Genomic DNA, 23758 nt, shown 5'->3' with positions numbered 1-23758 from the left:
TCAGGCCAGTCGATTAACCGCGTCGATCACGCCCTCGACCTGCTCGTCCGACATGGTCGGGCCGATCGGAAGGCTGACGACTTCGCGATGCATGGCCTCACTGATTGGGAAATCACCGTTTTCATATCCCATATCAGCGTAGGCTGGCTGGAGATGCGGCGGGATCGGATAATGGATCACCGTGCCGATGCCCTCCCCGCTCAGCCGCTCAACAAACGCGGGGCGATCAGGATGGCGCACGACATACAGATGCCACACCGGATCGGCCCAGTTCGGCACAAATGGCAAGGTCAGGCCCGTTGCGTCGAGCCCCGCCGTATAGCGTGCGGCAATATGACGACGCCGCGCATTATCGGCATCCAGGCGTGCGAGCTTCACACGCAGAAACGCGGCATGGATTTCGTCAAGGCGGCTGTTATAGCCGATCACCTCGTTGTGATATTTCACCTTTGAGCCGTAGTTGCGCAGTGCCGCGACTTTGTCGGCCAGCACATCATTACCGCAGGTGATCCCGCCGCCATCACCCAGCGCACCCAGATTCTTGCCGGGATAGAAGCTCCACGCCACCAGCGACTGGCCTGCGCCAAGCCGGCGCCCCTGATACCGAGCCCCCTGTGCCTGCGCGCCGTCTTCCAAAACAACAAGACCGTGATGCCGAGCAATATCCAGGATGGGGTCGAGATCGGCCGGCTGACCATAAAGATGGACGGGCAGGATCACGCGGGTGCGTGGCGTGATCGCGGCCTCGATACGCGTCGGATCGATATTGTAGGTTCGCTCGTCGGGCTCCACTGGCACGGGGCGCGCACCGACATGGCTGACCGCCAACCATGTCGCGATATAAGTGTTGGCCGGAACGATTACCTCGTCACCGGGCCCGATATCCAGCGCGCGTAAGGCCAGCGTCAGCGCCTCCAGGCCATTGCCCACGCCGACACAGCGCTGTGTCTCGCAATAAGTGGCATAGTCGCGCTCAAACTGGGCAACTTCCTCGCCAAGCACGAACCAGCCAGAATCAATCACGCGCGTCGCGGCCGCGATCAGATCCTCGCGCATCGCGGCGGTGATGCCGCGCATATCAAGAAAGGGGATAGGCATCACCAAGCGCCCGCCTCGACCATGGTCAGAAACTCTCGATAGTCGCGCACATAATCCGCCGGATCATAGGCATGCGACGCCAAGACAACGAGCACCGCATCCTCGCTGTAGCGATATTGCGTGCCCCAAATGCGGGGCGGCATGTAAAGCGCCTTGTGACTGGCGTCGAGCAGGAACTCCTGACGCTTGCGACCATCATCGGCAACCGCCACGCACTGCCCGTGAACGCACATCAGCAGCTGGTGACATTCGCGATGCGCATGTTCGCCGCGCGTCTCGCGGCTCGGCACGTCATATACCATGAACATGCGCTGCGGCACGAACGGCAGCCCGTCACCAACCTGCCCCACGGCGAGCTTGCCGCGCATATCGGCCGCCATGCGAAGCGTGAGCAGCTCCACGCCGGGCACCATGCTTTCGGTTGCGACCGGATCGCCGCTCGCGGTATCGCCCGCCCGCTCGGGCGTTGGCACATTGGTATTGGTATAACCGATGATGGTGGCAGGGTTGCCGACCACAATCGCATAATCAGGCACGGAGCGAGTCACCACCGCTCCCGCACCGATCATGGCCTGCTCGCCGATCTCTATACCGGGAAGGATCGTCGCATTTGCGCCAATCGAGGCGTTGCGACGTACAATGGTGCGTGCGAACTGCTCGGGATAAACTTTCGAGCGCGGATGTAGATCGTTGGTGAAGGCGACGTTGGGACCGATAAACACGTTGTCTTCAAGCGTGATGCCGTCCCAGACCTGCACTCCGCTTTTCACGGTGACATTGTCGCCGATGCGCACGTCATTCTCTATCAGGACGTGCGCGCAGATGTTGCACTCCCGCCCGATCACCGCCTTTGGCAAGACCACGCAGAACTGCCACACCCGTGTACCTTCGCCGATCGACGGCGATTGAACATCAGCCAATTGATGAACGAAGTTATTCATGATCACCTGTTCCGTCGCAAATCCACGACCTTTGAACGTTATCGCGCACCATAACCCGTCATCATCGTCCGCACGGTGCGCACGACGATCAGCAGATCGATCCAGGGCGAATAGCGTTTGATGTAGTAGAAATCGTAGTGGAGCTTGCTGCGGACATCGTCGACTTCGGCGACGTGTCCCTGACACACCTGCGCCCAGCCCGCGATTCCGGGCCGTACGATATGGCGATAGCGGTAGAAAGGGATTTCCTGCTCGTACCAGCGCGACAGGACTTCGGCCTCCGGGCGCGGACCGATCCAGCTCATTTCACCCTTCAGAACGTTGAGGATCTGCGGTAGCTCGTCGAGGCGGGATTTGCGCAAGAACCGGCCCAATGGTGTGATCCGGTCATCCTTTTCACGGGTAATCGCCAGATTGCGCGCATCGCCGGCATTATCCGACGCCACCTTCATGGTACGAAACTTGTACACGGTGAAGGGTTTGCCTTGATACCCGATGCGCTGTTGCCGAAACAGCGCGGGGCCCTTGGACGTCATTTTAATTAGTAGGGCAATGAACAGCAGCAAGGGCAGAAGAACGATGCCGAGAATCAGCGCCGCGATCCAGTCGATCGCGAATTTCAGCATCATATAATCCGGTCGAGGCTCCAGCGATCCAAAGCTGTTCTCAGACAGATGTTCAAGTTCCACCCGGCCGGTCAGCGATTCAATAAGATGCTTTGTGTGGTAAACAGGCACCCGCTGCAGGGCGTAATCCGCTAGTCGTCGATCCCAATCGTCCGGCAGGTCCGCGCGCAGGTCGATGGCAATCGCATCGATATTGCTAATGTCCTGATCAGGCGACTGAAGGACCTGCCAAGAGACATTGGGTATTTCCTGAATCTGTGCAACATTGCCTAGCGGCACGATGCCGATGCGCAACTGCTGGCGGCGCTGCACAAGCGCAGAGATCAAAAAGAACCATGATGCCGCCAGTACAAAGCCGGCAGATAAATTAACGCGATTATACGGTATGCGACCAAATACAAAAACAATAAGTAATCCACCGAAGGCCACACCAAGAGATGGCAAAGTAGATGCCAACCCCTCAGAACCTGGATATGGCGCAACATTACGCATCAACCATCCGCCGATCACGATGGCGGTAATGGTGCCTAGAAGCGTATTGTTGAGAAGAACAAGATCACTAGCAACGGGATTGGCCATTAATCGCACAGCATAGGGCAAGACAGCCGCAAGGAGGATACCACCCAACACCTGAAAACGTAAGCGTGCCCAGAAGGCGGGCCGCAATGATCTTACGCCTGTCAATGATACTCACCTGCTTTGCACGCGCCTTGGTCGCGAACGGTACTCTAGGATGATATGCGGCAGTCCCCGTACCGGCCCGCGTTGATGGATGCAATGTCGCCGGGCGTTGCAGCTCTATACAAGAGGCAGCTTGAGCCCCTTTTGGTCCTGCACCCACACGGCGCCACCTGCCGCAGCTTCATCACGCTTGCAAGATTGATTGTCCATGGCAGAAACCGCTATCGGGGCGCCGATGACGTCCCCGCCCGTCCAACTCATCCGCCCCAAGCGTTTCGGCGACAGCCGTGGCTGGTTCACCGAGGTCTATTCGGAGCCTGCGTTCGCGAAGCTCGGCATCACGTGCCGGTTCGTGCAGGACAATCACTCACTGTCCGTCCCCGCCTTCACGCTGCGTGGCCTGCACTTCCAGACGCCGCCTCGGGGCCAGGACAAGCTGGTGCGCTGCATCCGGGGGCGGATCTTCGATGTCGCGGTCGACGTGCGGCGCGGGTCGCCGACCTACGGCCAGTGGGTCGGCGCCGAGCTCAGCGCGGAGAACGGGCACCAGCTGTTCATCCCCATCGGTTTCGCGCACGCCTTCGTCACGCTCGAGCCCGATTGCGAGGTGACGTACAAATGCTCGGACACCTATGCGCCCGAGACCGATGGCGGGATCCGCTGGGATACGGTCGGGATCGACTGGCCGATCCCCGCTGGCACGCTTCCTGAGCTCTCGCCCAAGGATGCCGCGCTCCCCGCGCTCGCCGATTTCGACAGCCCCTTCCCGTACGACGGCTCGCCCCTCGCCCCGCTCGCCTGAAGGACACACCAGACCCATGCGTATCTTCGTCACCGGCGGGGCCGGCTTCATCGGCTCGGCGCTCGTCCGTCACCTCATCGAGAATACCGACTATGAGGTCCTGAACTTCGACAAGCTGACCTATGCCGGCACGCTGTCGACGGTCGAGCGCGTCGCGAACTCGAACCGCTACCGCTTCGTGCAGGGCGACATCTGCGACGCCGAGGCGGTGCGCGCCGCGATCGCCGAGTTCCGCCCCGACATCGTCACGCACCTCGCCGCGGAAAGCCATGTCGACCGTTCGATCGACGGGCCGGGCGCGTTCATCCAGACCAATGTGGTGGGCACCTACACGATGCTCGCCGAGGCGCGCAGCTACTGGCAGGGCCTCGAGGGCGAGGCGAAGGCGCGGTTTCGCTTCCACCATATTTCGACCGACGAGGTCTACGGCTCGCTCGGCGATACCGGCCTCTTCACCGAGGACACGCCGTACGATCCGCGCTCGCCCTATTCGGCATCGAAGGCCGGCTCCGACCATCTCGTCAGCGCCTGGGGCCACACCTTCGGGCTGCCGGTGCTGATCACCAATTGCTCGAACAACTACGGGCCGTATCACTTCCCCGAGAAGCTGGTGCCGCTGATGATCGCCAAGGCCTTGGATGGCGAACCGCTGCCGGTCTACGGCAAGGGGGATCAGGTGCGCGACTGGCTGTTCGTCGAGGATCACGTCCGCGCGCTGCAGGCGGTGTTCGAGCGCGGCGAGCTCGGCCGGACGTACAATGTCGGCGGGTTCAACGAGAAGCAGAACATCGAGGTCGTCCACACGATCTGCGGCATCCTCGATACCTTGCGCCCGCGCGCCGACGGCAAGCCTTATGCCGACCAGATCACCTCGGTCGCCGACCGCCCGGGGCACGACAAGCGCTATGCGATCGACGCGACGCGGATCGAGCAGGAATTGGGCTGGCGGCCGCAGGAGACGTTCGAGACCGGGATCGAGAAGACGGTGCGCTGGTATCTCGACAACGAGGCCTGGTGGCGCCCGATCGTCGCCAAGGGCGCGGCGCAGCGCCGCGGCGTTGCCGCATGAAGGCGATCCTCGTCACCGGCGGGAACGGCCAGCTCGGCACCGAGCTGCAGCGCTGCGCTTGGCCCGCGGGCTATGAGGTCGTCGCGATCGACGTCGCCGACCTCGATCTCACCGATACCGCCGCGATTGCCGCGAAAGTCGCCGAACGCGAGTGGGCCGCGGTGATCAACGGCGCGGCCTATACCGCGGTCGACAAGGCGGAGAGCGACCTCGTCACCGCCTGGGCGGTCAACGCCATGGCCCCCGCGGCATTCGGCAAGGCGTGCGCGGAAGCCGGCATCCCGCTCGTCCAGGTCTCGACCGATTACGTCTTCGCCGGCGACAAACAGGGCGCGTGGGAGGTCGACGATCCCGTCGCCCCGCTCGGCGTCTACGGCGCGTCGAAGCTCGGCGGTGAGCTCGCGGTGCGCACCTCGGGCGCGCGGCACGTGATCGTGCGCACCGCCTGGGTTGTCTCGGCGCACGGCAACAATTTCGTCAAGACGATGCTGCGCGTCGGTGCCGAGCGCGACACGCTGACCGTCGTCGAGGACCAGCACGGCACGCCGACCAGCGCGGCGGATCTCGCGGATGCGCTGATGCAGATCACCGTCCGCCTCGTCGAGGACGCCGACGCCCCCACCGGCACGTTTCACTTCTCCAACGCCGGGCCGACCACCTGGGCAGGCTTCGCGCGCGAGATCTTCGTGCAGAGCGCCGCGCGCGGCGGAGCGCAGGCAGAGGTTCAGGGTATCCCGACCAGCGACTATCCGACGCCGGCCACGCGCCCGGCCAATTCGCTGCTCAGCCACGCCGCGATCGGCAAGGCCTACGGCATCCAGCCGCGCGCGTGGCAGGACGCGCTCGGCGACATTCTCGACGAACTGATCGGAGCCAATAAGGCATGAAGGGCATCATTCTCGCGGGCGGTTCGGGCACGCGGCTCCACCCGGCGACGCTCGCGGTCAACAAGCAGCTGCTGCCGGTCTACGACAAGCCGATGATCTACTACCCGCTGTCGGTGCTGATGCTCGCCGGCATCCGCGACGTACTGATCATCTCGAGCCCTGAGTTCCTCGGCAACTACCAGCGGCTGTTCGGCGACGGCTCCGCCTTCGGCCTCCGGATGAGCTACGCCGAACAGCCCAGCCCCGACGGGCTCGCGCAGGCCTTCACCATCGGCGCGGACTTCATCGGCGACGACAATGTCGCGCTGGTGCTTGGCGACAACATCTTCTTCGGCGCGCATCTCACCGACCTGCTGGCGAGCGCAGTCGCCCGCACGCACGGCGCGACGGTGTTCAGCTACCGCGTCGAGGATCCCGAGCGCTACGGCGTGGTCGAGCTCGCCGAGGACGGCCGCGCCTTGAGCCTCGAGGAGAAGCCTACCGCGCCGAAATCGAACCACGCGGTGACCGGCCTCTATTTCTACGACAATCGCGTCGTCGACTATGCCCGCAACTTGAAGCCCTCCCCGCGCGGCGAGCTCGAGATCACCGATTTGAACCGCCTCTACATGGAAGCGGGCGACCTCTACGTCGAGCAGATGGGCCGCGGCTACGCCTGGCTCGATACCGGCACGCACGACAGCCTGCTCGAAGCATCCGAGTTCGTCCGCACGCTCCAGCATCGCCAAGGCATCCAGATCGCCTGCCTCGAGGAAATCGCCTATCAGATGGGCTTCATTTCCGCCGACGAGGCACGCACAGCCGGCGAACGCTTCAAGAAGACCGCCTACGGCCGCGCGATCCTCAACGCCGTCGACGGCCACTGAGCGCGGAGCTCACGCCCTCCACCCCGCACGATCCTCTCCCGCCCGCGCAACCGCGCGGGCGTTTGCACGTTGTATCAGCAGGTTGGCCAGCCCTTGGTGACGAAGCGGCGGCTTAACCGGTTGTTGGTCGTTTCGGGTTCAGAATGGATCCCCCAAAAGGGTCGATTGGAGAGGATCGATGCACGTCATCCGCCCGCTCGGGCATCCGTCGCCGTCGCAGGACGGCATGCCGCACATCCTGCCGCAGCGCTCGCTGCCGTTGCAGGGCCTCGTGATCGCACTGCCGCTGTCGCTCGCGCTGTGGGCCGCCTTGCTCGTGCCGCTGCTCGGCTGAGCGGACCCGCCATACGACACGCGCAGGACGGCGCCGGCCCCGGCTTGGCAGATTGCCGCGCAGCCGATCCCGGCTCGGTCGTTTCCGGTCCGACCGATCCCCGTTCGGCCGATCGCTACGCAGTCGTTTTCCAACCCGCCGGTCCATCCTCGATTGGCCCAAGCCTTCGCTCCCTCGCGAGGGCCGACACGCGAGCGGTGAAGTGCCCCGCCCCCGATTGCTGACGGACAAGGATGGGAGCGGGGCGCCCGGCGCCATGCCTCGAGCCCGGCATTCGCCGGTCCGTCCCCACGCCATCCCAAGCGCGCCCGACGCACGCAAGCCGGCCCCCTGTCGGCTCGTCGCAGCGCCCTGCCCGCCCGTCCCGCGCGCGTCTCTCCTGGCCCGGCCTGCCTCGCATTTGCCTGCCCCGCACCCGCCCGCTCTTCGCCCACCAATGCGGCTCGGGCCTGCCCCCCGCCCGCCTGTCTCGCACCCTCGCGAGCCCGCTCCTTGCCCGTACATCCCAACGCTGCCACCCACACGTCCATGCCCGTCGCCTTCCTGCTCGCACTCCTGCTCCTCGCCGGCCCGCTCGCCGCCTGTTCGGACGGCACGTTCGGCCGGCAGGACCGCGCCGCGCACGACGCGCGGCTGAAGCGCGCGGGGCCGAACCCGTCGCTCGATGCGCTGCGCCGCGTCGCTAGCGCGGACGCCGGGCGGCGCCTGTTCGGGGTATGCGCCGCCTGCCACACGATCGGCGCGGGCGCGCCCGATCTCGCCGGCCCCAATCTCCACGGTGTGATGGGCCGTGCGATCGCCGGCCGCCTGGGCTTCGGCTACAGCTATGCGCTGCAGCAGCTTTCCGGCCGCTGGGATGCCGCGCGGATGAACGCCTGGCTCGCCGCGCCGCGCCGCTTCGTCCCTGGTACCAGCATGGCCTATCCCGGCCTCCCCGACGCGCTCGATCGCGCCGACATGATCGCCTATCTCGAAACGCAGGGCGAAGTGGGCGGCGGGGGTGCACCGGCACGCTAAGGTGCTGTTATCGCTGTAACTGGTCGCTAACCGGCGCTGGGCCAGGCGTGCGCGATGCCGATCGTCGCCGCGCTTGCCCTCATCGTCCTCGTCAACGCCTGGACGATGCTGCGCTTCTGGCAGGACAAACAACGGGCGATCGCCGGCCGGCGCCGCATTCCCGAGGCGAACCTCCTCGGCCTCACGCTGATCGGCGGAACGCCCGGTGCGTTCGCCGCGCGCCGGCTGTTCCGCCACAAGACGCACAAGGAGCCCTTCTCGACCCGGCTGATGCTGATCGCCGCGATCCAGCTCGGCGCGGGCGGCGTGCTGCTCCTTACCTGAAAGGCGCCCCGCCCCGGTTGTTGACGGACAAAAGGAAGGAACGGGGCGCCCGGTGTGCGAACCTCGGGTCCCGCGTGAACGCCGGCCCGTGCGCCCCCCATCCGCCAGCCGTGCGCCGCAGGCAAGCCCGTCATCCTCGCGTCATCGAACCGATCGCGCGCCGGCGCTCGCGCCAGCGGGTGGCGGGGCGAAACCGCTATCGGACGGATGGCAGCGCTGCCTGGATGGGCCGATCGCCGACAGATCGATCTTCGGGTGGCGGCGAGGTGCAAACACCGATCGGACATCAATATCCGAACCGATGCCAAGGTGAGCGCCGCGCGCGCTGGCGGGAGTTCAAACCGGGCACGGCGCTCACGATCGGCACGGCGCATGGAAGGCGTCGCTCGATGGCGCACGCTATCGCTGGAAACACTTCGTCACACAAGCGCGCACATCACGATTGCAGCGTCGAACGTCCGGCGGTGGGACGGCACTGATCCACCGCTGTCCACCCCGACACCTTCGAGCCGACACCTTCGAGCCGGCCCTCCCGGTCGGTACTCACCTCTATCCGCCTGAGCCAATGCGCCCGATGCCCGTTTCCCGCGCGCGACCGGCTGCCGCTTCGATCACCGCATCCGCCGGTCGCATCCGGCGCGCTGCCCCCTGCTGGCCCATCACGAGCCACCACCCGCATCGAGCATCCGTGTGGCTGGCCACGAGGTGCCCCCCGCATGCGCCTTCCCGCTTCGCTCCCCTAGCTGCTTGCCACCTCCCCCGCTGCGGCCCACGATGCCCGCCATGAAGCTCTACAGCGCCCCCATGCCCGCCCCCAATCCGCGCCGCGTGCGCATCGCCGCGGCGGAGAAGGGCATCGCGCTCGACGAGGTGATGCTCGATTTGCGCGCCCGCGCGCACCGCTCGCCCGAGCATCTCGCGCGCAACTCGCTCGGGCAGGTGCCGGTGCTCGAGCTCGACGACGGCACCACGATCGCCGAGACGGTGTCGATCTGCCGCTATCTCGACGCCCTCCACCCGGAGCCGCCCCTGTTCGGCCGCACCCCGCTCGAACAGGCGCAGGTCGACATGGCCATCCGCCGCGTCGAGACGCAGCTCGGCGAGCCGGTCAAGATGTACTGGCGCCACGCGCATCCCGCGACCGCCGCGCTGCTGACGCAATACAAGGATTATGGCGCGTCGAACCGCGAAGGGCTCGACCGCGCGATGGCGTGGTTCGACCGCGAGCTCGCCGACGGCCGCGCCTTTGTCGCCGGCGACACGTTCACGATGGCGGACATCGCCGCGGTGACGATCCTCGATTTCGGCACGCTGATCGGCATGGCCCCGCTCGGCGATGACACCACGGCCGATCGCACCAACGCCCGCGCCTGGTACGCCCGCATCGCCGCGCGGCCGAGCTACGCCGCGTGAGGTGCCGCGCGCGGTCTGCCACCTGATGACGACCACGACGGACGCCTATCCCTGGTGGCGGGCGCTCCGCGACGTCCTCCCTTGGCCCGACCGGCTGTGCGCGCATTTTGCCGAGCAATTCGCGCCGCACGGGACGGGCTTCGTCTATCGTCGCGAGCGCGTCGGCGCGGCGATCCCCGTCACCATCGCGGAGCGCGACGCGATGGTCGTCGCGTTCAACGATCGTGCGCCGCTGCTCGCGCTGTTCACGTCGGCCGTGCTCCTCGCGCCCGTCGTCGTCGCGATCGCGCTCGACCAGTGGGACATGGAGCGCCTGCTCCTGCTCGCCCTCACTGTGGTCGCGCCCGGGCTCGCCATCGGCGCGCTCGTCAGGCGGCAGCTCTTCGCCGCCCCCGCCCGCGCTTTCGCCGGGCGCGCGCCCGTCGCCGACGCGCTCGATCGGCGGACACGGCACCTGATCCTCCATCGCGATATCGGTTACGGCCACATCGTGATCGCGGCATATCTCGCCTGGTATTGGATCGATCGCCTGCGCGACGCTCCGGGCGAGTTCGGCTTCTGGGGTGACTGGGCCTATCTCCTGCCGCTCGGCTGCGGCGCCCAGGCGCTCTATCTCGCCTGGCGCCGCTGGCAGTATGACCGCGCGGTGCGCGAGACGCAGACAGACCTCGGTGTTACGGCAAGATCAGGCAGCGCCGCCTGATGCGCAGGTGGCACCGCCAGCTCCCGCTGATGGGCACGTTTCACAAGGTGTTCGCGACGCAGTTCACCCAAGGCGAAACCGGCCTCGTCTATCGCCGCAACCTGGTCGGCCCGGCAATCCCGCTCAGCACGGCGGAACACGGCGCGATCCTCGACGCCTTCGACGCCCGCGCGACGCTATCTGCCCTGGCCCTCATCCTCCCGGCAATCAGCACGACCGTCCTGCTGATCGGCGCAATCCTTGCGATCCACGTGGCGCAACCCGAGAAGCTGTTGCTGTGGTGTGCCGGCCTGATCGTGGGCAGTGGCGCCGTCTCTCTGCTGTTGCAATGGTACGCCTTTCGCGTGCCCGCTCGTGCACTTGCCGGGCGGGCGCCCGTCGCCGATGCGCTCGATCGGAATGCACGGCGCGCGCTGTGGCGCAATCCCGGCCGCTACGATCAGCTTTCCTATCGCGCGCTCGCCCTTGCTTTGGTCGTCGCTATGCAGCCTTTGTGGAACCTGTGGCACCATCCCGAACGGTTCGCCGGCTGGTATGGGGCGGTGCTTATCGTAACGCTCGCCGCGATCGCTAGCGTCCTTGATCTGCTCTGGCGCAAATGGCGCTACCGGCACTCGATCGGGACGGCACCCCCCCGCCTCCTTTAACCCGCCCCCTTTAACCCGATCGTAGGGCGCGCGGGGCGACAAGCGCGGGCGCCATGTCGTTCGTCGAGCCTTTCGTCGCCTCGTTCATCGCCAGCCTCACCGGCTGGGGGATCGTGCTCGCGATCCTGACCGCGATCGAGCTCGCCAACCCGCATGAGCGCCATTCGCTCGCCGGGCGCGCGAGCGGCGTCGCCTATTGGGGGCTGCTGACGCTGTCGGGCGCGGCGCTCGCGACGGGGATGCAGCTTGCGTGGGCAGCGCTCGGGCTCGCGCCGCTCGTCACGCTGCCGGTGCTGCGCGCCGTATCCTGGGCGGGATGGCTCGCGGTGCCGGTCGCGGTGATCGCGGGGGCGCTGTTCCACGATTTCGTCTTCTACTGGTTCCACCGCGCGCAGCATCGCTGGCTGTGGCGCTGGCACGCGGTGCACCATTCGATCGAGGAGCTGAACGCTGTCAATTCGTACCATCACCTGAGCGAAGGGCTGTTCTCGCTGGTGCTGGTGACGATCCCGACGACGCTGATCGTCGCCGATACCGGCCCCGCGGTGCCGATCGCGACGCTGCTGATCTGGCTCCACGTCGTGTGGATTCACTCGCCGACGCGTCTCCACGCCGGCCCCTTGCGCTGCGTGCTGGCGGACAATCGCTTCCACCGCATCCACCACTCGCTCGAAGAGCGGCACTTCGACAGGAATTTCGGCGCCTTCACGACATTGTGGGACCGCCTGTTCGGCACCTGCCACATGCCGGCGCCCGGCGAGTGGCCCGCGGTCGGCCTCGCCGAGGTGCGCCAGCCGGCGACGCTCGCCGACTGGTGGACCCTGCCTGCGCGCTACCGCGCCGCGACGCAGCCCCTCGCACGGCCAGCAATGCCAGCGGAGGCTGCCTCCCACACCGTACCCGCGCACTCGCTCCCCGCCTAAGCCCGCTCAAGCCCGCCTAGCCGCCCGGCACCGCGGCGGAGCCTGCGAGCAGACCGCCGTCGATGTTGACCTCGGTCCCCGTCACATAGGTCGCCTCGTCCGACGCGAGCATCGCCGCGATCGCCGCCACTTCCTCGGGCGTCCCGAAGCGCTTGAGCGGCGTATCGGCGACCAGCGCCGCCATGCGCGCCGCGCGGTCAGGCCCGTCGCCCACCATCGCCTCCCACATCGGCGTCAGGATCGCGGCGGGGTGGATCGAGTTGCAGCGGATCGTCCAGCCCTGCTGCGCGCAGTAGAGCGCGACCGTCTTGCTGTGGTTGCGGATCGCCGCCTTCGACGCGGCATAGGCGGCCGCGCCGGGGATCCCGACCAGCCCCGAGCGCGACGAGATGTTGATGATCGATCCCGCCCCCTTCGCCTTCATCGCGCCGATCGCGTAGCGGCAGCCGAGAAACGTCCCGTCGAGGTTGACGCGGTGCACCGCGCGCCAGTCGGCGAGGCTGGCGTGCTCGGGATCGTGCGCGGCCGCACCGTCCTCGAACCCGGTCACGCCGGCATTGTTGACCACCACGTCGGCGACGGGGACCGCCCCCGCCAGCCGCGCCCAGTCGTCCTCCTCGCGCACGTCGAGCGCGACGAAGCGGCAGCCGATCGCCGCAGCGGCCCGCGCCCCGGCGTCGGCATCGATGTCGGTCAGGACGACGTCGCCGCCCTCGGCGTGAAAGCGCGCCGCGATCGCGCGCCCGATCCCGCGCGCCGCCCCGGTGACGACGCACGTCTTGTTGTTCAGTCGTTGCATGATGATCCCGTGATCCAGGAGAAAAGGGCCGAGCGGCCGGGATAACCCCCGCCCGCATCGTCGCTATCGTCGCTGCCGCCTCAGCGGTGCCGCTGGATCACGTCGGGTCACTCCACGAAGAGGCGCGAGGATAGGCTGCGTTGCGCAACCCGGCAACACCCGCCGCTCGTAGCCCGTGCGGGGCTGAAAAGGCGCTGCGGTTTCTAGGGGCGACGCGCCGGGGCAAGCGATGCCGACACGTCCACCGCGCGCATCATGTCGGACGCTCGCACCGGATAGGCGCTCGCCGGGCCGCGCGGCAGTAGGGCCCACCCGCAAGCCCAATCGGCCGCGCTGCTTGAGACGCGCTCCGTTGCCGAGCGCTTCCCCGCCGACGACGATCCGACGCCGCTGCGCGCGCGGCCTACGCCCTGTTGTCCGAACCGGCGTTTCCGACGCGGCGATCGACCGCGGCTCGCCGCGCGCAGGACCACGCGGCGACGTGGGGCGTCGGTCGACCGCGAGCGGCCGATCGCGCCCGCTATTCCCCGATCGGGCTCTCGCCGTGCTTGCGCAGCACGTCGTTGAACGCCTCCGCCATCAGCGCCTGGAGGCTGCGGCCCTGGCGCCGCGCGAGCATGTGCATCGCGAAGCTCATCTCGGGGGTGAAGAACCCCGCGATCTGCTTGCGCCCCACCCGGCTCTCGGGCCGCGCCGGGGCGGCGCCCTCCTCGCCATGCATCGTGGGCTGCAACGGCATCGCGCCGCGCGTGGGCCTGCCGGATACGGGCTTGTCCGCCGCGGAAGGGGCGGCAACGGGCGCGGGGGTGGCGCTGCCGCGCAGATTGGCGAAGCTCGGCTTGCGGCTCATCGGGCACCTTTCGCAAAACGCGGGGTCGGCATGTCGATCTGTCGACACGTCCACTTGTACAATTCGCGGATTTCCTCCGCCGCGCGGCCCGCGGGCTCGGCTTCGGTCACCGTGCGTCCCTCGGCGCTGGCGTGACGATAGGCGGCGCGATCGGGCAAAATCACCGGGCACGGCGGGGTGCCGTAGCTTTCCACCAGTTCGCCCGCCTCGGCATAGACGCGCGGTGCATTGGGCGGCCCGGCGGTGAAGACGACGAAGGCGGGCTTGCGCAAGAGCTGCACGAGCTTCGCGGTGGTCTGGATCGCGGCGAGATCGAACGCGCTCGGCCGGCACGGGATCAATACCAGATCCGCCACCTCGACCGCAGCGCGCGCCGCGCTGTCGGCGTGCGGGGGCGTATCGATCACCACCAGCTCGGCGCCCTGCGTGTGCGCGGCCGCCACCTTGGCGGCGAGCCGCGGCGGGGGGCTGTCGATCACCTCGGGCGGCCGGTCCTGTCGCCACGCGGCCCACTGGCTCGCGGTCGCCTGCGGATCGGTGTCGACGATCAGCGCGACGCGCCCCGCTTCCTGCGCGATGGCGGCAAGGTGCAGCGCCAGCGTCGTCTTCCCCGCCCCGCCCTTCTGGCTGATGATCGCAATCGTGCGGGGCGGCGTCGGCATGCCGACAGCCATAAGTGTCGACATGTCACCCTGTCGAGCGATTCCTGCCGCCCCCTGCCCCGCGCGCCGCAATCAGATCACCGGCTTGCCACCTGTTACCGCCACGGTCGCGCCCGAGATGTAGCTCGCCTCATCGCTCGCCAGCATGACATAGGGCGCGGCGAGCTCGGCGGGCTGCGCGGGGCGCTTCATCGGCACCTGCTCGCCGAACGTCTTCACCTTCTCGGCCGGCATCGTCGAGGGGATCAGCGGCGTCCACACCGGGCCGGGCGCGACGCAGTTCACGCGGATGCCCTTGTCGGCCAAGAGCTGCGCGAGCCCGCCGGTGAAATTCTGGATCGCGCCCTTGGTGGTGGCATAGGCGAGGAGCTGCGGGCTCGGCGTATCGGCGTTGACCGACGTCGTGTTGATGATCGATCCGCCCCGGCCGAGGTGCGGCGTCGCCGCCTTGGTAAGATAGAACATCGCGTGGATGTTGGTGCGGAACGTCGTCTCCCACTCCTCGTCGGACAGCTCGTCGATGTCGTCCACCGTCTGCTGGTGCGCGGCATTGTTGACGAGAATGTCGAGCCCGCCGAGCTCGTCGACCGCGCGCGCGATGATCGCGCGGCAATGCTCGGCGCTCTGGATGTCGCCGGGCATCAGCACCGCCTTGCGCCCCGCCTCCTCGATCAGCCGCGCGGTGTCGCGCGCGTCCTCGTCCTCGTCGAGGTACGAGATCAGCACGTCGGCGCCCTCGCGCGCAAAGGCGATCGCGACCGCGCGGCCGATCCCGCTGTCGCCGCCCGTAATGACGGCGCGCTTGCCCGCCAGCCGGCCCGATCCGCGATAGCTCGTCTCGCCGTGGTCGGGCACGGGATCCATCGCCGCGGTGCACCCGGGCACCGGCTGCGGCTGATCAGGGAACGGCGGGCTGGGATAATCGGTCACGTGGGGATTCCTTCAGGAAAGCAAGGCGTTGGGTGCGAAGGGGGAATTCGCGGGGGCAGGCAACGTTCCGCGCGACGGCCTGCGCATTACCTCGCCGCACCTCGTCTCACCTTGTTGCGGTGTCGACACGTCGAACCGTCGATCCGTCGTCATGGTACGATAACGTACGTTCGTGCTAATGCAGTTTAGTCGCGCCAGCGACGATCCCGCCTATCGCGCGCGTCGGACGGTCAGACCACGCGCGAGAGCGGCGGCTTGTTCGTCCTTCATCGTGAGGAAACAGGATTGCTTTGGTCGGCCCACCGCTTCAACGCGCTCGCCACGCTGTCACCGCGCGAGATCGCGCGCTTCCAGGCGCTCGGCGAGGCGCCGGTGTCGCATCGCAAGGGCGCGCGGATCCGCGGCCAGGGCGATCCCGTGCGCGGCATCTACCTGATGATCGACGGCTGGGTCGCCTCCTCGCTGATCCTCGCCAACGGCGCGCGGCTGATCCAGAAGATCCATCTCGCGGGTGATATCCTTGGCACGCCGAGCATGGTGCTCGATCGCTCGGCCGACACGCTCACCGCGCTGACCGACGCGGTCACCGCTTATGTTCCCGAAGACCGGATGGGCGCGCTGCTGACAAGCGAGCCGCGGCTCGCCGCGGTGTTCCTGATGGCGGTGCAGGTCGAGCGGCTGGTGCTGATGGACATGCTGGCGACCAAGGGCCACTCGAGCGCGGTCGAGCAGTTCGCGATGTTCCTGCTCGATCTTCACGCCCGGCTCACCCCACTCGGGCTGGTGCACGACGACACGTTCGATCTGCCGCTGACGCAGGAGGCGATCGGCGACGTGCTCGGCATCACCAGCGTGCACACCAACCGCACGATCCGCGATCTCGAGACGCAGCGGCTGATCGAGCGCCGCGGCCACGCCGTGCGCCTTCTCGATCCCGCCGCGCTGCGCCGCCTCGCCCCCCTCCCCGAACGCCGCCTGCGCCCCGACCCCGCCTGGCTCCCCCGCGCGGAGTAACGCGAGCGGGCGGGCATGGGGTGAGCGAGGTGGCGCAGACAGAATAATCGCGTTGCTCGTGAAAACGGATGGTCCGCTCACGCCCATCTGCGGTCAGAGGCTGGCGACAAACCAGATGACGAAAGCGGCCACGCCGGCGAGCGTAAGCGCGAGAAGGGCACGAACGATCGGCGGATCGGCAGGAGCGATCGTTTCGGGCCATGGCAGGGTGAGGGCCCTGAGCGGCGCGACAAAGGCTGCCGCTGCACCACCCACGCGAACCCAATCCAGTGCGATCCAGCGATGGGTCATCACGATCGACTGCGCGTCGGTAATCGTATCCTTGGGCGAGCCGATCCCATGATAATAGAGCGCGGCGTTCATCGGCCAAAAGGCAACGACCGTGAGGATCAGGAGCAGCAGAATGCCGAGCGATGGAAGGCAGAGAAGCCACCGGTAGTGCCATGGCGTGCGCCAACCGGCGATAAACGCGCCGAAGCCGGCGATCAGCATCGCTGCGGAAAATGGAATGAAAAACACGCCCGTATCGACGGGCCAGGCCTTGCCGTAGGGCATCATGGTGAGCGACGCAGGCGGACGGGCGCTCCAGGCGCCGGCAAGAACCAGAAGATCGAACAGCTTTGCGCCGAGGAGAGGCCCGCCGACTAGAACTGCGATCCACAGGAACGCCCGGGTGACACTTTGCCTCGCCGCCATCTTACCTCCGCGGGACGTGCGCTATGGCCCACATTTTCCAATCATCACTTGAAACCCGTAAGTCGGCAATCCTCCCGACCGCAAACATTCGCAATCGTGCCAGCGGCTCCCGATAGCAGCCGTTCGATCACCCGCGTGGAAGCCGTGATGGGTTGGCTCGTGGGAATGCCGTTGGCTGATCGCCCCGCCACTTACCGGGATTTCTATTCCCTCGCTTTGGCGGTGCAGCCTGATCGCCTCGCTCGCCCGCTCGCGCCTGGGCGTGTTGGCTAGGCCCGGCGCGCTGTAATGAATGCAATAGTGCACGTCCCGTCAGGAGACCGCCGGCACGCGATCGTGGGCTTCGACGTCGGAAAAGCGAGGCCGCCTGTGTCGCGCGGGTGGGCCGCGTCGGATCGGGATCGTGAGCACCGGACCGGCCGGTGCGGCCCGCACCCACGCCGGTTCCCCGATGACGGGAGGACCAAGGGTCACGCGCCCGCACATGCCGTCACGCGGCGCGGACGCCGCCAAATCGGGACGGGGGCGGCGCGTGCCACCCCCGTCGCGCGATCAGTTGCTGTCGGAATCGTTGTCGTCGACGCCGTCGACGATCGCGTAGATGAACGCACCCGCCAGCAGCGCGCCGAGGACGTAGACGAGCGCGTTGCCGCCCGCGGCCTGATCGGCACGCGCGACCGACGATCCGGCGCGGGCGCTCTTCGCCACCGACAGGCTGGCGGCGGGGTTGGCGGCAGCCGATGCGGCGACCGGCGCGACGAGCATCGCAGCCGCAGCGGCGACGGCAGTGAACTTGGAAAGCATGGTGGTTACTCCGTTGTTGGCCGGGGCACGATGCCAATTTTCCGGCCATCCTCCAACCCCCAGCAGGGTCAGATCGGCGCAACCGCCTCCCCCGCACGCTCGATCACGCGCGAACGGTGTGCCGCCATGTGGCCGTTCGGTCGGTACGATCCGGATCGGGAGGGCTGTTTAGCCTGTGCGCTGACCTAGCCGCCAGGTGAGGAGGCGGATGAACGACTCCGGATCATCCAGGCGGAACGCGACACGAGCGAACGGACGCTTTTCTTTCAGGAGCGAACGACGATGCAGGGGGCGATCCAATCGCAGCATGATGTTGGGCCAGGCAAGCAGCGCGGCGTTCAAGGTCGCTGCGTCGCGTACCTCGTTCCCGGTGAAACCGCCGTCGACGGCAACGATCGCGTCGAATGGAACGAGTTGGTCGATCAGAAAGCCAGCCCGCACGCGGACGCCCTCCGGCGTCAGCAGCACGGGCCTGAACCGGAACGACTTGATCAGGCCCACGAGGTACACGAACCCCACGTCACTCAGGACGAACATAACCAGCGTGGCGGTGCGGCTCCAATGGCCGACGAGCAGATGGTACACCGCAATCTCGATTGCCGAGAGGATCAGCAGCGCCGTACACATCGGCGCCAAATGCTTGTGATAGGCGAAAGCGCGGGCGTTGGCCGGCACGTCCGCCGGTCCGCCCCACCGGAACAGCGCCATGTGGATCACCGTCATCTCCAGCACGGCAAACCGCACCAGCGCCGGCGGAAGAATCTCCGACGCGGCCGCCACCCACCGCTCCTTGCGGCCGATGCCGTCCCGGCTTGCCGCCCGGCGCGCGCGGGCCGCGGCCCAGGCGACATGGCCCAAGACGACGGCCATCATCGCCGGTGCAAGGATCGGCGTTGCGATCAGCACGTCCCGCATCGTTGATGGCGATCCCAGCCAGACGGTAAGGCTGGCGCCCGCCAGCACGCCCAGGACGGCGCGCCAGGCCGGCTTTCCGGCCGATCGGACGATCAGTGACAGCATCAGCGTGTCTGCGACGATCCAAAGGAACAGCAATAGCGCGGCGAACGGATAGGTGGTCGCCAATGGCGTCCGTACCGCCACCCCAGCCAACGCGACGATGATGACGGGCGCGATGCTGGCGGCGACGTGCCTTCGATCAACGCTATCGCTGGTCTGGGTTGCCATGAAAGCCCCGTTTGCCTGGCCGAACGACTGGATGCTGGTCTGGCACCGCGTCAACCGTGCTTGTACGCTGACTTCGGCCGATCGCCAGCATCGTCTCTCCAAGGCGGACCGGCCGAAAACTTCACCGTTCCGGGACGCGCCTTCCGAGCTGGCCGTGAGTTCCCCCTTCGACGGTAATCGTGTCTACATATTTGTGTCGACACTCCGACACTACTACACGCCGACAATTTGATGCGACCAATGCGCCCGATCGTGGTTAACTGCTTGGTATCCGGTGCCGGGCTACTCCGCTTCGCGTGACGTTCCTTGCCCTCCCCTTCCGTCACCCCCTCGCACGCGCCGTGTCGGCCGGGACGCCGCAGCCCCCGTCTTCCCCAGGCAAGGACACGGCAAACGACCGGGCAGCCCCCCGCGACACCGCGCTGCCTGTCCGCCTGCTGCTCCTCGCGCTGTGGCTCGCGGGCGCGCTCTACGCCGCGACGCATCACACGATGTGGCGCGACGAGATCCGCGCATTCAGCTTCGCGCAGCGCGGCAGCGGGCTGCTCGACATGGTTGTCGCGATCCGCGGCGACGGGCATCCCGCGCTGTGGCACGTCATCCTGCGGCTCGCGTGGACGGCATACCGCGATCCGGTCGTCCTGCCGCTCGCCGCCTTCGCGATCGGCGCGGCGGGGGCGACGCTGCTCGCACTGCGCGCGCCATTCCGCCCGCTGCTGCTCGCGCTGGCGCTGCTCGGCGCGTTCACGCTCTACGAATATGTCGCGGTCGCGCGCAATTACGGGCTCGGCGTGCTGCTGCTCTACGCGATCGCCGCGGCCTGGACGCGCCATCGCGACACGCCCGGCGTGCTCGCCGCGCTGCTGTTTCTCCTCGCCAACGCCAACATCCACTCGCTCGTCTTCGCCGGCGCGCTGCTGCTCCTCTGGGCGGTCGAACTGCTCCAGCAGCGCGCGCACGCCCTCCCCGGCAGTTGCCCCCCTAACCGCCCCGCCCCCGATCGCCGCGCCTGGCGCAGCTTTGCACTCGCGGTCGCCGCCACCACGCTCGGCGCCGCGCTGTGCCTATGGCAGGCCTACCCTTCCGCGCAGTCCGCCGCGATGCTGCCGACGGAACGCCCCGGCCCGCTCGCGCTCCTCGCAACGCTCGTGCTCGGCCTCGGCCCCGCCTTCGCCGAGCTGATGCCCGCGCCGCTGCAGTCCACGATCCCGGTGCTCGTCCTCCTCCCCGCGCTGATCGGCCTCGCGATCGCCGGGCTGCGCACGCCCCCTGCCCCCGGCGACCCGCCGCACCGCTGGTCGCGCGACCCGGCGCTCGGCGCGATCCTCGCCGCGATCGCCGCGCTGTTTGGCATGACGCTCGTCTTCGTGCTGGTCTATCCCGGCGGGTATCGCCACCAGGCGCTGCTGCTCGCGTTCCTCGTCACGCTCGCCTGGATCGTCGCCGCGCGCGCGCCGCATCGACGCGCGCCCGACAATCTCGCGCTCATCACGCTGCTCGCGCTTCAGCTCGTCACCAGCGCGCTCGTCCTCGCGCGCATCGCGGACGGCGTGCCCGAGAGCCGCAGCCGCGATCTCGCCGCGCTGCTCGCCCGGCCGGCGCTCGCCGACGCGATCGTGGTGGGTGATCCCGACACCGCGCTCGAGGCGCTGCCCTATTATTCGCGCCATCCGATCTATCTTGCGCGCGAGCGGCGCTTCGGCACCACGCTCGCCTTCTCCAAGGCGGCGCAGGAGACGATGACGATCGGCCGGCTGCTCGATACCGCGCGCCGGCTGCAGGCGCGCCATCGCCGCCCGATCGTCGTCGTGCTGGGCGAGCGGCTCGGACCCGGAACGACCGCGGGTCTGCGCGACCGCGGCTATTACGGCGCCTTGCGCGTCGACCTCGCAGAGGCGCGCCGCTTCCTTGCCGCTACCCGCCGCCTCGCCCGCTTCGCCCCCGCCGCGACCGACGAGAGCTACGACGTCTATTTGCTGAAGCCCGCCGCATCACTGGATTGACACGCCGACGTGTCGACATCGCGACACGTGGACCCGAGCACCATGCGCCGGGCGAAGCGCCACCGTCGCCACGACATCGGCGATCGGTCGCAATCCGGTCGATACCGGTGCGCGCGATCACTCGTCGCGACGAAGGCGATCGCCGCCATGGCACGCAGCGGTTGCGCGCCACCAGATCGACACGGCAATTTGTCGACACCGCGACACGCCGGGTGCGGCCATCCGTCGTGCCGAACGAAGCGCCATCACGACGACAGTCGGAATGTCGTCGATGCATCGATCAGCGATCGTCGAGTACAACGGCTGGATACCCATAACCGCTCCTGCCGACATGTCGTCTTGTCGGCATGTCGGGTAGTCGCCACGCCAAGCCGTTCTGCGCTGTGGCGTGCCTCACCGCCTGCGACCAGCGGCTCGGTCGTCATGCCAAGGATATCGCGTCCCACCTGCACGCCGGCGCGAGGGTTGCGGCGCCCGTGCGCGGTGATAGCCGTGCGTGATGACCACGATGCGGATCAGCAAGCGCAACCTCGTCGCGGCGACGATCTGCTATCTGGTGGTCGCGCTGCTCGCGATCTGGCTCGTCGCACTGGTGACGGCGCATTGCCCCGAGCCGCGCTGTACCGCGCGGTCCGACACGCTGTGGCGCTGGGGCTGGGGAGGGGCCGCGCTGCTCTATCCCGGCTTCCTGTGGATCACGCGCAGCAGCATCCGGCGCCCGCGCTGACCGCATACGCCTGACCAACCGTCTGTCGGCATGTCGATAAGCATACAAACCGACACATTGACACGCCGACTCAACCTGATCGTCTGCCGCAGGCATGCCGGCTCATGACGGCGAACCGACAGCAACCGCCTGATCCCATTAGGGAGCATCGCGACGGCGTAAGCCGGCGCGTCTGACGTTGCCGCTAGCGTTTGGTTGGGGTGGGGCAGGGCGGGTCGGCGGGAGTGCCGTCAGGCATCATCATCTCGGCCGACTAGGCCGAGGCCGTTTCTCCTAGGATATTTTGAATCCAGTAGCGGTTGCGGATCGTTTTGAGACTCGCAGCCGGCGCGCTGCGGCGCACCCCGGTCGATCGTCGCGCCGAGCTTGGCGAGGACGCGGCCGAGCGACCCGCCGACCAGCGTCTCGGCGAGCTCGCGGCAGCTGAGCCCGGCGTGCATCGCCGCGACCGCGTCGGCGCGATCGGCGGCGCGCTGCACCGCGTCGGCGGGGAGGGGCGGGGGCGCCATCCAGCGCGGCAAGTGCGGGAGCAGCCGTACGGGCGCGAGCGGGCGATAGGCGTTGGAGGTCTGCGCGTAGCGCGGCGCGCCCGACCGCGCCTCGCCGATGCCCGGATCGCCGCCCGGATCGCCGGTCGCCGCGCTGTCCATCGCCCGGCCTGCTGCCGCCCCGACGCGCTTGAAGCGCCGCTGGCGCACGAGGAAGCCGGCGAGCTCGAGCGCGCGAAGCCCGCGCGCGACGGTCGCGCGGCCGAGCGCGGTCGCCTCGGCGAGCCAGTCGTAGGTCGGGAAGACGCGGCCTTGGTTGAGCCGCGCGAGCGTGCACAGCGCCTCGAACACGCGCACCGCTCCCGCGGTCATCGCGGTGAGCGCGGCTTCCGCCGGGCTCAGCACGCGCGCCTCGGCGCGCACCGCGCGCTTCAGCCGGCGCCCGGCGTCGAGCGCGGCGCGCGCCATGCGCACCAGCCGGTCGGGCTCGCCCTTCGCCGGCACGACGAAGAAATGCGCCTCGAACGTCCCCGCCTCGATGCTGTCGCGGCGGATCGGCGCGCCGGTCGGGTGCGGCGCGCCGCTGCGCGCGGGCGCCCGCACGCGCACCCCCGCCAAGCCGGGCACTGCCAGCCCGGGCACCGCGCCCGTAGTACCGCCTGTTGCGCGTCCCGCACTCTGGCCCGCCCCCGCGCGCACGCGGCCGAGCGCGATCGCCGTCGCTTCCCCCAAGGTAAACGCCGTCATCTTCCATCCCCCATCGGGGCCGGGACACGAGACAAAAAGAGGGCGTGGCGCGAAACGCGCATCCTTGAACCGCTCGGGGTTCCAGCGTATCTGGAGGGAGCATGGTGTTGCTCCGGATCGACGTTTGGCGACGTCGCTCCATCTACTTCTGGGATGCCCGGCCTTCGTGCCGGGCTTTCCTTTATGTGGTCACGGCCGCTCCGCTATGTCGCCGGCCCGATGCCGGCGTGCTCAGCGGCAATGTCGCAGGTTAATTCCAACATCGGAAGCGTCTACGGTTCGTGCTTTCGAGTAGGAAATGCGAAAAACTGCCCCGGATCGGCAGTAAAACCCGTCACCACTTCGTGCTTTCGAGTAGGAAATCGCGCTTCAATTCGTGCTTTCGAGTAGGAATTGCGCCAACACTTCGTGCTTTCGGATATCAATTAGCCCGCGTCGCGCGTGGCCCCGCGCGCCGATTCACCGCCTGATTCGCCATCCCCGCTACTGGCCAGGTCCGCCGCCGGTTCCGCCGCGCGCGCG

The 23758-nt window shown here is 67.8% G+C and carries 26 protein-coding genes; 14 read left to right on the top strand and 12 right to left on the bottom strand.

Going from position 1 to position 23758, the window contains the following annotated elements; translation table 11 throughout:
* Genes B7L05_RS16425 through B7L05_RS16415 form a run of 3 tightly spaced genes read right to left on the bottom strand, consistent with a single transcriptional unit; the run spans nt 1 to nt 3331 of the window.
* A complete protein-coding gene (locus tag B7L05_RS16425) occupies nt 1-1098 on the bottom strand; it encodes a DegT/DnrJ/EryC1/StrS aminotransferase family protein (RefSeq protein WP_085811387.1) in 1098 nt (365 codons plus the stop codon).
* Entirely contained in the window at nt 1098-2039 is a 942-nt protein-coding gene (locus tag B7L05_RS16420) for a WxcM-like domain-containing protein (protein WP_085811386.1), read from the bottom strand. Before B7L05_RS16420 ends, B7L05_RS16425 begins: the two co-directional genes overlap by 1 nt.
* A 38-nt stretch (nt 2040-2077) precedes the next feature.
* Entirely contained in the window at nt 2078-3331 is a 1254-nt protein-coding gene (locus B7L05_RS16415; protein WP_144037354.1) for a sugar transferase, read from the bottom strand.
* A gap of 250 nt (nt 3332-3581) precedes the next feature.
* On the opposite strand from B7L05_RS16415, the gene rfbC reads away from it, so the two are divergent.
* The 11 genes from rfbC to B7L05_RS16365 all read left to right on the top strand — a co-directional run bounded on the left by rfbC (nt 3582) and on the right by B7L05_RS16365 (nt 12331).
* Entirely contained in the window at nt 3582-4148 is a 567-nt protein-coding gene (rfbC, locus tag B7L05_RS16410; RefSeq protein WP_085811384.1) for a dTDP-4-dehydrorhamnose 3,5-epimerase, read from the top strand.
* A gap of 16 nt (nt 4149-4164) precedes the next feature.
* Nucleotides 4165-5217, top strand: coding sequence for a dTDP-glucose 4,6-dehydratase (gene rfbB / locus B7L05_RS16405; RefSeq protein ID WP_085811363.1), 1053 nt, complete (start codon nt 4165-4167; stop codon nt 5215-5217).
* Nucleotides 5214-6104: a dTDP-4-dehydrorhamnose reductase gene (rfbD, locus tag B7L05_RS16400; protein WP_085811383.1), complete on the top strand. Its 891-nt coding sequence runs from the start codon at nt 5214-5216 to the stop codon at nt 6102-6104. The genes rfbB and rfbD overlap by 4 nt, the downstream gene beginning before the upstream one ends.
* Entirely contained in the window at nt 6101-6970 is an 870-nt protein-coding gene (rfbA, locus tag B7L05_RS16395) for a glucose-1-phosphate thymidylyltransferase RfbA (protein ID WP_085811362.1), read from the top strand. The genes rfbD and rfbA overlap by 4 nt, the downstream gene beginning before the upstream one ends.
* 178 nt (nt 6971-7148) lie before the next feature.
* Nucleotides 7149-7304 (top strand): hypothetical protein, encoded by a 156-nt coding sequence (locus B7L05_RS17550; protein WP_179187255.1) that lies wholly within the window; start codon nt 7149-7151, stop codon nt 7302-7304.
* A gap of 528 nt (nt 7305-7832) precedes the next feature.
* The gene (locus B7L05_RS16390; RefSeq protein WP_085811361.1) at nt 7833-8321 is read left to right on the top strand and encodes a cytochrome c family protein; all 489 of its coding nucleotides are present in this window, start codon (nt 7833-7835) and stop codon (nt 8319-8321) included.
* Between the two features lie 54 nt (nt 8322-8375).
* The gene (locus B7L05_RS16385) at nt 8376-8645 is read left to right on the top strand and encodes a DUF1294 domain-containing protein (protein WP_085811360.1); all 270 of its coding nucleotides are present in this window, start codon (nt 8376-8378) and stop codon (nt 8643-8645) included.
* A 783-nt stretch (nt 8646-9428) separates the two neighbouring features.
* Nucleotides 9429-10058, top strand: coding sequence for a glutathione S-transferase family protein (locus B7L05_RS16380; RefSeq protein WP_085811359.1), 630 nt, complete (start codon nt 9429-9431; stop codon nt 10056-10058).
* A 25-nt stretch (nt 10059-10083) separates the two neighbouring features.
* Nucleotides 10084-10761 (top strand): hypothetical protein, encoded by a 678-nt coding sequence (locus B7L05_RS16375; RefSeq protein WP_144037353.1) that lies wholly within the window; start codon nt 10084-10086, stop codon nt 10759-10761.
* A gap of 47 nt (nt 10762-10808) precedes the next feature.
* Complete coding sequence (locus B7L05_RS16370) at nt 10809-11408, top strand: hypothetical protein (protein ID WP_144037352.1); 600 nt, start codon at nt 10809-10811, stop codon at nt 11406-11408.
* A 53-nt stretch (nt 11409-11461) separates the two neighbouring features.
* Nucleotides 11462-12331 (top strand): sterol desaturase family protein, encoded by an 870-nt coding sequence (locus B7L05_RS16365; protein WP_085811356.1) that lies wholly within the window; start codon nt 11462-11464, stop codon nt 12329-12331.
* A 16-nt stretch (nt 12332-12347) separates the two neighbouring features.
* On the opposite strand, the gene B7L05_RS16360 is transcribed toward B7L05_RS16365, so the two are convergent.
* The 4 genes from B7L05_RS16360 to B7L05_RS16345 form a co-directional block, all read right to left on the bottom strand.
* The gene (locus B7L05_RS16360) at nt 12348-13130 is read right to left on the bottom strand and encodes an SDR family NAD(P)-dependent oxidoreductase (RefSeq protein WP_085811355.1); all 783 of its coding nucleotides are present in this window, start codon (nt 13128-13130) and stop codon (nt 12348-12350) included.
* Nucleotides 13131-13650: 520 nt separating this feature from the next.
* On the bottom strand, nt 13651-13980 hold the full coding sequence (locus tag B7L05_RS16355; RefSeq protein WP_144037351.1) for a ribbon-helix-helix domain-containing protein: 330 nt from the start codon (nt 13978-13980) through the stop codon (nt 13651-13653).
* Entirely contained in the window at nt 13977-14642 is a 666-nt protein-coding gene (gene parA / locus B7L05_RS16350) for a ParA family partition ATPase (RefSeq protein ID WP_085811381.1), read from the bottom strand. Before parA ends, B7L05_RS16355 begins: the two co-directional genes overlap by 4 nt.
* Before the next feature lie 72 nt (nt 14643-14714).
* Nucleotides 14715-15572 carry an SDR family oxidoreductase gene (locus B7L05_RS16345; protein WP_085811354.1) on the bottom strand — a complete coding sequence of 286 codons (858 nt, stop codon included), beginning with the start codon at nt 15570-15572 and terminating at the stop codon, nt 14715-14717.
* 285 nt (nt 15573-15857) lie between these two features.
* Between B7L05_RS16345 and B7L05_RS16340 the strand changes: the two genes are divergently transcribed.
* Complete coding sequence (locus B7L05_RS16340) at nt 15858-16586, top strand: Crp/Fnr family transcriptional regulator (RefSeq protein ID WP_256926809.1); 729 nt, start codon at nt 15858-15860, stop codon at nt 16584-16586.
* A gap of 93 nt (nt 16587-16679) precedes the next feature.
* On the opposite strand, the gene B7L05_RS16335 is transcribed toward B7L05_RS16340, so the two are convergent.
* The 3 genes from B7L05_RS16335 to B7L05_RS16325 all read right to left on the bottom strand — a co-directional run bounded on the left by B7L05_RS16335 (nt 16680) and on the right by B7L05_RS16325 (nt 19271).
* Nucleotides 16680-17282, bottom strand: a complete 603-nt coding sequence (locus B7L05_RS16335; RefSeq protein ID WP_085811352.1) for an anthrone oxygenase family protein — start codon at nt 17280-17282, stop codon at nt 16680-16682.
* Nucleotides 17283-17834: 552 nt separating this feature from the next.
* A complete protein-coding gene (locus B7L05_RS16330) occupies nt 17835-18086 on the bottom strand; it encodes a hypothetical protein (protein WP_085811351.1) in 252 nt (83 codons plus the stop codon).
* 168 nt (nt 18087-18254) lie between these two features.
* Nucleotides 18255-19271, bottom strand: coding sequence for a hypothetical protein (locus B7L05_RS16325; RefSeq protein ID WP_085811380.1), 1017 nt, complete (start codon nt 19269-19271; stop codon nt 18255-18257).
* Nucleotides 19272-19567: 296 nt separating this feature from the next.
* Here B7L05_RS16325 and B7L05_RS16320 point away from each other — a divergent pair, with 296 nt between their 5' ends.
* Nucleotides 19568-21274, top strand: coding sequence for a hypothetical protein (locus B7L05_RS16320; RefSeq protein ID WP_144037350.1), 1707 nt, complete (start codon nt 19568-19570; stop codon nt 21272-21274).
* A 117-nt stretch (nt 21275-21391) separates the two neighbouring features.
* Here B7L05_RS16320 and B7L05_RS17545 read toward each other — a convergent pair whose 3' ends face one another.
* The gene (locus B7L05_RS17545; protein WP_179187254.1) at nt 21392-21589 is read right to left on the bottom strand and encodes a hypothetical protein; all 198 of its coding nucleotides are present in this window, start codon (nt 21587-21589) and stop codon (nt 21392-21394) included.
* Nucleotides 21590-21773: 184 nt separating this feature from the next.
* Here B7L05_RS17545 and B7L05_RS16315 point away from each other — a divergent pair, with 184 nt between their 5' ends.
* A complete protein-coding gene (locus B7L05_RS16315) occupies nt 21774-22001 on the top strand; it encodes a hypothetical protein (protein WP_085811349.1) in 228 nt (75 codons plus the stop codon).
* Nucleotides 22002-22231: 230 nt separating this feature from the next.
* Here B7L05_RS16315 and B7L05_RS16310 read toward each other — a convergent pair whose 3' ends face one another.
* The gene (locus tag B7L05_RS16310) at nt 22232-23236 is read right to left on the bottom strand and encodes a helix-turn-helix domain-containing protein (RefSeq protein ID WP_085811348.1); all 1005 of its coding nucleotides are present in this window, start codon (nt 23234-23236) and stop codon (nt 22232-22234) included.
* Nucleotides 23237-23758: the final 522 nt, after the last annotated feature.

Source organism: Sphingomonas sp. TZW2008, assembly GCF_002117915.1.
Taxonomy (GTDB): domain Bacteria; phylum Pseudomonadota; class Alphaproteobacteria; order Sphingomonadales; family Sphingomonadaceae; genus Sphingomonas.
This window is presented reverse-complemented; position numbering and strand designations above follow the sequence as displayed.

Bases quoted from the DNA above. Each gene is read 5' to 3' on its own strand.
- B7L05_RS16360 (WP_085811355.1), bottom strand. From the start codon at position 13,130: ATGCAACGACTGAACAACAAGACGTGCGTCGTCACCGGGGCGGCGCGC.
- B7L05_RS16310 (WP_085811348.1), bottom strand. From the start codon at position 23,236: ATGACGGCGTTTACCTTGGGGGAAGCGACGGCGATCGCGCTCGGCCGC.
- B7L05_RS16380 (WP_085811359.1), top strand. From the start codon at position 9,429: ATGAAGCTCTACAGCGCCCCCATGCCCGCCCCCAATCCGCGCCGCGTG.
- rfbC (WP_085811384.1), top strand. From the start codon at position 3,582: ATGACGTCCCCGCCCGTCCAACTCATCCGCCCCAAGCGTTTCGGCGAC.
- B7L05_RS16335 (WP_085811352.1), bottom strand. From the start codon at position 17,282: ATGGCGGCGAGGCAAAGTGTCACCCGGGCGTTCCTGTGGATCGCAGTT.
- B7L05_RS17550 (WP_179187255.1), top strand. From the start codon at position 7,149: ATGCACGTCATCCGCCCGCTCGGGCATCCGTCGCCGTCGCAGGACGGC.
- parA (WP_085811381.1), bottom strand. From the start codon at position 14,642: ATGCCGACGCCGCCCCGCACGATTGCGATCATCAGCCAGAAGGGCGGG.
- B7L05_RS16325 (WP_085811380.1), bottom strand. From the start codon at position 19,271: ATGGCAACCCAGACCAGCGATAGCGTTGATCGAAGGCACGTCGCCGCC.
- B7L05_RS16420 (WP_085811386.1), bottom strand. From the start codon at position 2,039: ATGAATAACTTCGTTCATCAATTGGCTGATGTTCAATCGCCGTCGATC.
- B7L05_RS16330 (WP_085811351.1), bottom strand. From the start codon at position 18,086: ATGCTTTCCAAGTTCACTGCCGTCGCCGCTGCGGCTGCGATGCTCGTC.
- B7L05_RS16390 (WP_085811361.1), top strand. From the start codon at position 7,833: ATGCCCGTCGCCTTCCTGCTCGCACTCCTGCTCCTCGCCGGCCCGCTC.
- rfbA (WP_085811362.1), top strand. From the start codon at position 6,101: ATGAAGGGCATCATTCTCGCGGGCGGTTCGGGCACGCGGCTCCACCCG.
- rfbD (WP_085811383.1), top strand. From the start codon at position 5,214: ATGAAGGCGATCCTCGTCACCGGCGGGAACGGCCAGCTCGGCACCGAG.
- B7L05_RS16425 (WP_085811387.1), bottom strand. From the start codon at position 1,098: ATGCCTATCCCCTTTCTTGATATGCGCGGCATCACCGCCGCGATGCGC.
- B7L05_RS16365 (WP_085811356.1), top strand. From the start codon at position 11,462: ATGTCGTTCGTCGAGCCTTTCGTCGCCTCGTTCATCGCCAGCCTCACC.
- B7L05_RS16385 (WP_085811360.1), top strand. From the start codon at position 8,376: ATGCCGATCGTCGCCGCGCTTGCCCTCATCGTCCTCGTCAACGCCTGG.
- B7L05_RS16315 (WP_085811349.1), top strand. From the start codon at position 21,774: ATGACCACGATGCGGATCAGCAAGCGCAACCTCGTCGCGGCGACGATC.
- rfbB (WP_085811363.1), top strand. From the start codon at position 4,165: ATGCGTATCTTCGTCACCGGCGGGGCCGGCTTCATCGGCTCGGCGCTC.
- B7L05_RS17545 (WP_179187254.1), bottom strand. From the start codon at position 21,589: ATGGGTATCCAGCCGTTGTACTCGACGATCGCTGATCGATGCATCGAC.
- B7L05_RS16375 (WP_144037353.1), top strand. From the start codon at position 10,084: ATGACGACCACGACGGACGCCTATCCCTGGTGGCGGGCGCTCCGCGAC.
- B7L05_RS16355 (WP_144037351.1), bottom strand. From the start codon at position 13,980: ATGAGCCGCAAGCCGAGCTTCGCCAATCTGCGCGGCAGCGCCACCCCC.